Raw genomic sequence first — 8,493 nt, forward strand, 5'->3', positions numbered from 1 at the left:
CCCGCTCGTCGTCGGCAGCGTCGCGGGTACCGGAGTGGTGTGATCGTCCCCGATCGATCACGGAGGGGTGCATGGATCCGGTCCTCATCGTCGTCGTGGTCGCCGCCGTCGTCCTCGTCCTGGGCGTCGTGCTCGTCCTCGTGGCCCGCAAGCGTTCCCAGTCGCGGCGCGCGGCGCTGCGCAGTCAGTTCGGCGACGAGTACGACCGCGTCGTCTCCGAGTACGGTCAGCGCGACGGCGAGCGCGAGCTGCGGGCGCGCCTGTCCCGGCGCCGCGAGCTGGAGGTGCGCGAGCTCGACGGCGGGGAGCGCGACCGCTTCGGCCAGGCGTGGGAGTCGGCGCAGTCGTCGTTCGTCGAGAACCCGTCGACCGGGCTGCGCGACGCGGACCTGCTCGTGCAGCAGGTGATGCGCGAGCGCGGCTACCCGACCGAGCGCTTTGAGGAGCGCGCCAAGATGATCTCGGTCGACCACCCGGACCTCGTCGAGCGCTACCGCGCCGCCCACCGGACCTCCACCGAGGTCGAGGAGGGCACCGCCGACACCGAGGACATGCGCCAGGCGATGGTCGACCACCGCTACCTGTTCGACGCCCTGCTCGGCGGCGGCGACGCGGCCCGGACGCGGCGGATGTGAGCGAGACCCGCGTCCTCGCGGACCGCTACGAGCTGCGCGGGCTCATCGGGCGCGGCGGCATGGCCGAGGTCCACCGTGCCCTCGACCGCGAGCTCGGGCGCACCGTCGCGGTGAAGCTCCTGCCCGCCGAGCACCGGGGCGACGCGGAGTACGGCGGGCGGCTGCGCGACGAGGCCCGGGCGGCCGCGGTGATCGACCACCCGCACGTCGTCGCCGTGCACGACGTCGGGTTCGCCGACGGCGGCGAGGTCTTCGTCGTCATGGAGTGCGTCGAGGGCCGCACCCTGCGCGAGGAGCTCCGCGACCGCGGGCGCCTGCCGTCCGGGGAGGCGGCGGCGCTGCTCGTGCCCGTCTGCGAGGCCCTCGCCGCGGCGCACGAGCGGGGGATCGTCCACCGCGACGTGAATCCCGGCAACGTCATGCGCTGCGACGACGGCACCGTCAAGCTGATGGACTTCGGCATCTCCCGCGTCGCCGACGTGGAGGGCTTCACCCACACCGGCGTGGTCGTGGGCACCGCGGCCTACCTCTCGCCCGAGCAGGTCCGCTGCGACCCGCTGGACGGCCGCTCGGACCTCTACGCCGTGGGGTGCACGCTCTACGAGCTGCTGACCGGACAGGTCCCGTTCCGCGGCCCCAGCTCGGTGGAGATCGCCTCGCAGCGGCTGCGGGAGTCGCCGGTGCCGCCGCGGGAGATCGTGCGCGACGTGCCCGCCGACCTCGACGCCGTCGTGCTGCGCGCGCTGGCCCTCGACCCCGCGGGACGCCACCGCGACGCCCGCGAGCTCGCCGACGACCTGCGCCGCTCCGCCGCGCCGGACCCGTCGCAGCGGACCGAGGTGATCACCTCGCGGAACGGCGGCGCCGCGCCGGCCACCCGGCCCGACCCGGCGCCCGCGTACCGGACCGACCCCGTGACGGGCCCCGACCCCGGCGAGCGCGAGCCCTGGTCGGCGGTGCGGCGCCTCGGCATCGCGCTGGTCGTGCTCGCCGTGCTCGTGCTCGCCGGCGCCGGCGTGGTGCTCGCGCTGCGGTGAGGTGTCAGCGAAGTGCCGTTGCAGACGCTGAGCGTCCGTATCGGGACGTCGATCACTGGACCTGGCCGATCCGGCGCAGGGCGAGGCGGCCGTCGGCGGGCCCGGTCGGTGTCCAGGTGCCCGATGCGACCGTCCACGTGCGGCCGTCGTAGGTGACGCTCTCGAGCGAGAGGCGCTCGCCGTGCGCCACGAGCCAGGTCGCGAGCGCCCAGCCGGCCTGCTCGGTCTGCTCGCCCGAGAGCCGCCGGGTGCCGACCTCCTGGGCGGCCAGTTCGGCGACGGGGGTGATCGAGGGATCGGCCGGCGGGGTCGCGGGCAGGTCGGTGCAGGTCCACGACGCCGGCGCCTGCCCGAGCAGGGAGACGGCCATGAGGCGCGCCTCGGGCTCGTGGTCGGCGTAGGCCTCGGGGTAGCCGCTGCGCTGCACGCGCTGGGCCGCGGCCGTGACGTCCATGCTCGCCCAGCCGGGCACCTGCAGGAGCGCGGTGTAGAACGCCGTCGTGGCGTAGACGGGGTCGAGGATCTCGTCCTGCGAGCCCCAGCCCTGGCTCGGGCGCTGCTGGAACAGCCCGACCGAGTCGCGGTCGCCGCCGCGCAGGTTGGCCAGGCCGGACTCCTGCACCGCGGTCGCGAGGGCGATCGTCACCGCGCGGTCGGGGACGCCGAGCCGTCGCCCGACGCCGACGATGGTCGCGGCGTTGTCGGCCTGGCCCGGCGAGAGCGTCCAGGTCGTGGGCAGGCCGGGGGAGTCGGGCGGCGCGGTGATCGTGCAGCGCGGGGTGGCGAGCGGTGAGCTCCGGGACAGGACCACGATCAGCGTGATCACCAGCGCGAGCACGGCGAGGACGGCGACGACGGCCACGCCCAGGCGGGCACGGGCGGCGAACGGGGTGCTCAGGATGCGTCCTCTCCGGACATCTGCGCGCGGTGCTCGGCGACCGACGCGACGACCTCGGTGAGGAAACGATCGATGACGGCGAGTTCGTCCGGTGTGTAGTCGGCGAGCACGGCGTCGAGCCGGGCCGCCAGCGGGCCGAACCAGGCGCGGCCGACGTCGGCGCCCGCGGCGTCGTGGTGCAGGGTCACGCGGCGACGGTCGACGTCGTCGCGCACCCGGTGGAGATGCCCGAGCCGCTCGAGCCGGTCGACCGCGGCGGTGGTCGCCCCCGAGGAGAGGCCGACCTCGGCGCCGAGGCGGCCGGGCGTGAGCGCGTCGCCGTCCCGCTCGGCGCGCAGCACCGCGAGCAGCGCCTGGGCGTCGGTGCGGTGCAGCCCGTGCCCGGCGGCGAACGCCTGGCCGAGGCGCCCGGACTCGTCGGCGTAGGCCTGGAGGAGCTCCACGAGGTGCGCGCGGTCCACCACGTCTGCATGCTAGCGACACACCGAGTAATCTCGACCGTCGAGACATTCGATCGTGGAGGAGTAACCGTGACCACTCCGGCTGACCGCGTCCGCGCCGGCGCCCTGCTCGCCGGGACCCTGCTGCAGCTCGTGGCCGGCGGGCTGGGCGGCTCCGGGGCGTTCGGCCTGTCGGTCGGCGTCGTGGCGCGGGAGAACACCACCGTCGTCATGCCCGTGCCGGCGGCGTTCTCGATCTGGGGCCTGATCTATGCGGCGCTGCTGCTCCTCGCCGTCCGCCAGGCCCTGCCCGGCCAGCCCGCGCGCCCCGTGCACCGGGCCACCGGCTGGTGGCTGGTCGCGTCGACGCTGCTCAACGCGGGCTGGATCCTCGCGTTCTCCGCGCAGCTGGTGGTGCTCGCGCAGGTGATCATCGTCGGGCTGCTCGTGGTGCTCGCCGTGGCGCTGGCGCAGCTGTCCGCGTTCCGGGCGGAGGGCCCCGCCGACCGTCTGCTGCTGCACGGCCCCGTCGCCCTCTACGCGGGATGGGTGAGCGTCGCGACCGTGGTCGGCGCGGCCACCACCGGCACGTTCCTCGGCGCACCGGGGGCCGGCGGCGTCGCGACCGTCCTCGGCACGCTGGTCCTGCTGGTCACCGGCGCGATCGCCGGCGTCGTGGTGGGCCGGTGCGGCGGGGCGCTCCCGTTCGCGGCGTCCGTGGTCTGGGCGCTGGGCGCGATCGTCGCCATGGCCCCGCCCCTGCCGGTCACCCTCGCGGCGCTCGTGGCCCTCGTCGCCGTCCTCGTCGTCCTGGCCCACCGCGTCCTCGTCGCCCCGCCCGCCACCCGCCTGCCCGCCGCCTTCGGCTGAGTGGGTGCCGGCGAGCTGGGCGAGGTCCGGGGTGGTGCCAGCCTGGCGTCCACGCTGGCGTTCAACGAGAGGAAACCCACCACGATCACCACCGGGCCCCGGCGCACACGGGGTGTGCGAGCAATGCGGCTTTCCTGGCGTGTGACGCCAGGATCGCCACACGCTCGGTACGGCGACACGCCGGGAACGGCGCGGGTGCCGGGAGCCGACACGCGAGCCGCACGGTCCGCAGGTCACCGAGCTCGTTGATCATGCGCGAGGCGCTCCGCACCACCGCACCCGGCGCCCCACCCGCCCGCGTGGTGAGGTGATCACGTGCTGGTGTGGCTCGTGCGCGCAGGGGCGGTGATCTGGCTCCTCGCGGTGCTGGTCGTCGCCGTCGGCACGTACGCGCCGCGTCTACCGGTGACCGGGTTCCTCGGGTCGTTCGTCACCGGGCAGTACCCGCTGCACGCCGCGCTGGCGGGCGTCGTCGGCGTCGGGCTCACCGGCCTCGCGTGGTTCCTCGGCGCACGCCGCGACGGGCCGCCGATGCTGGTGATCGCCCTGCTCGCGACGGTCGCCCTCGCCGGCGTCGTCGTCACCCAGGCCCGCGCGTCCCACGTGACGATCGACTGGTGGGCGGCGCTGACCGTCACCGGACAGCCCGACGGGCACCCCGACCGCACCGAGCAGTACGGCGTCGACGCCGACGGGCGCCCCCTGCACGTCGACCTCTACCGGCCCGCCGGCCCCGGCCCGCACCCGGTCGTCGTCTGGGTGCACGGCGGGAGCTGGGTGCGGGGCGAGCGCACGGACCGCACCGCGCTGTGCCGCTGGCTCGCCGACCGGGGCCACGCCGTCGTCGCCGTCGAGTACCGCCTGCCACCACCCGCGCCGGTGGGGGAGGGGCAGCGCCGCGACGTGGCCGCCGCCGCGTCGTGGGCCGTCGAGCACGCCGCGGAGGAGCACCTCGACCCCGACCGCGTCGTGCTCGCCGGCCAGTCCGCCGGGGCGACGCTCGCGCTGAGCACGACCGCCGGGATCCTCGCCGGCGAGCTCGCCGGCCCGCGGCCCCGCGCCGTCGTCGCCCACTACCCGGTGACGGACCTGCGCGCGATCGCCCCGCAGCTCCAGGACGCCGTGCTCGGCGGGCCCGCCGGCCAGCACCCGCGAGAGACCGCGGACGGTTCGCCGATCGATCTCGTGCGCCCCGACCTCCCGCCGACCCTGCTCGTGCTCGGCGCGGCGGACCACTTCGTCTTCCCCGACCGCGTCCACGCCTACGACCGCGCCCTGCGCGCCGCCGGCGTCCCCGGCCGGCTGGTCGAGGTGCCGCACGCCGACCACGTCTTCGACTTCCCCTTCGGCAGCCCCGGCGCCCAGATGACGCGCCCGCAGGTCGCCGCGTTCCTCGCCGAGCACGTCGGTACCCGCACACCGTGACCGGATGAGCACTCCGTGGTGAACTGCCCCGTATGACCGATCGTGAGGTCGACGCCGCGGACACCACCCAGGCGCCGCGACGGCGCTGGAGCATCGTCGGGCCGGGGATCGTCGTCGCCGCGACGGGTGTCGGCGCGGGTGACCTCGTCGCGACGCTCGTCGCCGGCTCGGAGTACGGCTACACGCTGATGTGGGCCGTGGTGGTCGGGGTGGTCGTCAAGATCGCGCTGGCCGAGGCCACGGGTCGCTGGCACCTCGCGACCGGCTCCACGATCTTCGCGGGCTGGCGCTCGCTCGGGCCGTGGACGACGGTCTACTTCGTCGTCTACGTGGCCATCTGGGGCTTCGTCTACGGCGCGACGGCGATGACGTCCTCGGCGCTGCCGCTCGCGGCGATGTTCGGCGGCTCGATCCCGGCGTGGGGCATCCCGTGCGGCCTCGTCGGACTGGTGCTCGTGTGGTTCGGCTCGTACCCGCTGTTCGAGAAGATCATGACGGTGCTGGTCGGCGTCATGTTCGTCGTCGTGGTGGGCCTCGCGATCCTCGTGCTGCCCGACGTGCCGGCGATGCTCGCCGGGCTGATCCCGACACTGCCGGCGGGTTCGGGGATCTACACGCTCGGCCTGGTCGGCGGCGTCGGCGGCACGGTGACGATGGCCGCGTACGGCTACTGGGTCAACGCCAAGGGCTGGCGGGACAGCTCGTGGATGAAGGTCATGCGGCTGGACAACCGCGTCGCCTACATCACCACGGGGATCTTCGTGGCCGCGATGCTGGTCGTCGGCGCTGAGCTGTTCTACACGGCGAACATCGCCCTGGTCGAGAGCGACCGCGGCCTGCTCGACCTCGACGCGATCCTCCAGCAGCGCTTCGGCCCGGTGATCGCGACGCTGTTCCTCATTGGGTTCTTCGCGACGTCGTTCTCGTCGCTGCTCGGGGTCTGGCAGGGCGTGAGCCTCATGGTCACCGACTTCGTCCGGACCCGACGCGAGGCCGTCGCGAAGACTCCCGACGAGCTCGCCGCCGCTGGTCAGCTGCACGAGGACGCCGAGCGGAGCACCCCGTTCCGCGCCTATCTGCTGTGGCTGACGTTCCCGCCGATGCTGCTGCTGTTCCTCGGGCGGCCGTTCGCGCTGGTCGTCGCGTACGGCGCGCTCGGGGCGTTCTTCATGCCGTTCCTGGCGATCACGCTGCTGTGGCTGCTCGGCAGCAGCCGCGCCCCGCGGGAGTGGCGCAACGGGTGGCTCTCGACGACGTTGCTCGTCGGCGCCGCGGCCCTGTTCCTCGTGCTCTGCGTGACCGAGCTGATCGACGTCTTCGGCTAGATACGTGAGCGAACTTCGGTGCCATAGCACCGAAGTTCGCTCACGTACGGCCTCAGAACGTCAGGACGAGACGGCCCCGGACGCCGCCGGCCTCGAGGCGGCGGTGGGCCTCCGGCGCCTTCTCCGCGGGGATCGTGTCGGCGACGCGCAGGGTCAGCGCGCCGTCCTCGCACTGGCGCCGCAACCGGTCGAGCGCGGCGTGGTCGGTCGCGACGTCGCGCACGAGCACGGGGTGCCACGTGATGCCGCGCTCGTCGGCGCCCCGGTGACCGCGGACCGTGGCGATTCCGCCGCCGTCCCGGACGGCGTCGAGCAGGACGTCGCCCTGCAGCGATCCGTCGACGAGCGCGTCGACGCCGCCGGGCTGGCTCTCGCGGATGCGGGCGGCCACGTCGTCCCCACGGCGCACGACCACGTCGGCGCCGAGCCCGCGCACCAGCGACTCGTCCGCCTTCGAGGCGTCCGCGACGACGGTGAGCCGGTCGGCCTTCGCCAGCTGCACGACGTAGCCACCGAGCGCCCCGGCAGCTCCGGTGACGGCCAGCGTCTGCCCGGGCTGCAGCGCCAGGGCGTCGAGGGCCAGGCGGGCGGTCAGCGCGTTCATCGGCAGCGTCGCCGCCTCCACCACGGAGGCGCCGGCCGGCGCGCGCACGACCGACCCTGCCGGGACGACGACGTGCTCGGCGTAGGCGCCGTGGCTGCCGTCGGGCACCACGATCGCCATCGCGGCGTCGCCGACGTGCAGCTCGGTGTCGGTGCCCTCGCCGATCTCGTCGACCTCGCCGGCGGCGTCCATGCCCGGGACGTAGGGCGGCGGGTCCTTGCGCTGCCGCTCCGCCCGCGACCCGTCACGGGCGAGCGTGTCGGTCGGGTTGACCGCGGCGGCGCGCACCCGCAGCCGCACCTCGCCCGGCCCGGCGTGGGGCTCGGGCAGCTCGACGACCTCGAGGGCGTCGGGACCTCCGTAGGCGTTCACTCCGATGGCTCGCACATGTCGTGCCTACCCGGTGGGGTAGACCGGGACGCGTGCGCTGCTTCCGCGTCGTCGACAGCCCGATCGGGCCGCTCACCCTGACCTGGGACGTCGCGGTCGGGGCCGTCCGCGGGCTGCACGTCCACGACCAGCGGGAGCGCGACCCGGACCCGTCCTTCGGCGCACCCGACGACGGCCGCTGCGGCCCGCTCGACGACCTCGCCGGCGAGCTCGACGAGTACTTCGCGGGGGAGCGGCGGAGCTTCTCGCTGCCCCTCGACCCGCCGGGCACCCCGTTCGCGCGGTCGGTCTGGACCGCGCTGCGCGACGTCCCGTACGGCGCGACGACCACCTACGGGACGCTCGCGGCGGCGATCGGGAGCCCGCGCGCAGCGCAAGCCGTCGGCACGGCGAACGCTCGTAATCCGATCAGCCTTCTCGTTCCCTGTCACCGCGTCCTGTCCGCCGCGGGGCGTCCCTCGGGTGGGGGACCCGGCGTACGACGCAAGCGTTTGCTGTTGTCGCTGGAGCGCCGCGACCCTTGACCGAGGCGGTCACGGGAGTATGTTCGGTCGTGTCGTTGTGGTGACGATCACACGAGCTGAGGGCTGATCCGCCGCAGTCACGACCGAAGGTTTCCGACCGGGATCGAGGTGATGGATTGGACGCAGGGAACACCCCGCACCGCATCACGAGGACCCGGTCGACCCGGCGCCGCACCGCGCACGGGAGCTGATCGACAGCAGACTCCACGCCGCTGAGCGCATGCAGGCGGTCGGTGGGACGACCGGGACCGTGCGGGTCCCGAGCTGACACTTCCTCCCAGATCACGAACCGGCGTCCCGATCACGGGGCGCCGGTTCGTGCATGTGTGGGGTCCGGTCGGGTGT

9 protein-coding genes are annotated in these 8,493 nt (G+C 74.5%); 6 read left to right on the forward strand and 3 right to left on the reverse strand.

Going from position 1 to position 8,493, the window contains the following annotated elements:
• Window positions 1–71 precede the first annotated feature (71 nt).
• Both ACR9E3_RS27845 and ACR9E3_RS27850 read left to right on the forward strand, forming a co-directional pair.
• The gene (locus ACR9E3_RS27845; protein WP_460384096.1) at window positions 72–635 is read left to right on the forward strand and encodes a hypothetical protein; all 564 of its coding nucleotides are present in this window, start codon (window positions 72–74) and stop codon (window positions 633–635) included.
• Complete coding sequence (locus ACR9E3_RS27850; protein ID WP_460384097.1) at window positions 632–1,672, forward strand: protein kinase domain-containing protein; 1,041 nt, start codon at window positions 632–634, stop codon at window positions 1,670–1,672. The genes ACR9E3_RS27845 and ACR9E3_RS27850 overlap by 4 nt, the downstream gene beginning before the upstream one ends.
• A 52-nt stretch (window positions 1,673–1,724) precedes the next feature.
• On the opposite strand, the gene ACR9E3_RS27855 is transcribed toward ACR9E3_RS27850, so the two are convergent.
• Entirely contained in the window at window positions 1,725–2,534 is an 810-nt protein-coding gene (locus tag ACR9E3_RS27855; RefSeq protein ID WP_460384098.1) for a hypothetical protein, read from the reverse strand.
• Between the two features lie 32 nt (window positions 2,535–2,566).
• Entirely contained in the window at window positions 2,567–3,034 is a 468-nt protein-coding gene (locus ACR9E3_RS27860; RefSeq protein ID WP_460384099.1) for a MarR family transcriptional regulator, read from the reverse strand.
• Window positions 3,035–3,100: 66 nt separating this feature from the next.
• On the opposite strand from ACR9E3_RS27860, the gene ACR9E3_RS27865 reads away from it, so the two are divergent.
• The 3 genes from ACR9E3_RS27865 (at window position 3,101) to ACR9E3_RS27875 (ending at window position 6,630) form a co-directional block, all read left to right on the forward strand.
• Complete coding sequence (locus ACR9E3_RS27865) at window positions 3,101–3,880, forward strand: tryptophan-rich sensory protein (protein WP_460384100.1); 780 nt, start codon at window positions 3,101–3,103, stop codon at window positions 3,878–3,880.
• A gap of 315 nt (window positions 3,881–4,195) precedes the next feature.
• A complete protein-coding gene (locus tag ACR9E3_RS27870) occupies window positions 4,196–5,305 on the forward strand; it encodes an alpha/beta hydrolase (RefSeq protein ID WP_460384101.1) in 1,110 nt (369 codons plus the stop codon).
• A 32-nt stretch (window positions 5,306–5,337) separates the two neighbouring features.
• The gene (locus tag ACR9E3_RS27875; RefSeq protein ID WP_460384103.1) at window positions 5,338–6,630 is read left to right on the forward strand and encodes an Nramp family divalent metal transporter; all 1,293 of its coding nucleotides are present in this window, start codon (window positions 5,338–5,340) and stop codon (window positions 6,628–6,630) included.
• A 52-nt stretch (window positions 6,631–6,682) separates the two neighbouring features.
• On the opposite strand, the gene ACR9E3_RS27880 is transcribed toward ACR9E3_RS27875, so the two are convergent.
• Window positions 6,683–7,621, reverse strand: coding sequence for an NADP-dependent oxidoreductase (locus tag ACR9E3_RS27880; protein ID WP_460384104.1), 939 nt, complete (start codon window positions 7,619–7,621; stop codon window positions 6,683–6,685).
• Between the two features lie 35 nt (window positions 7,622–7,656).
• Between ACR9E3_RS27880 and ACR9E3_RS27885 the strand changes: the two genes are divergently transcribed.
• A complete protein-coding gene (locus tag ACR9E3_RS27885) occupies window positions 7,657–8,148 on the forward strand; it encodes a methylated-DNA--[protein]-cysteine S-methyltransferase (protein ID WP_460384105.1) in 492 nt (163 codons plus the stop codon).
• Window positions 8,149–8,493 lie beyond the last annotated feature (345 nt).

It is taken from the genome of Actinomycetospora sp. C-140 (assembly GCF_054796175.1).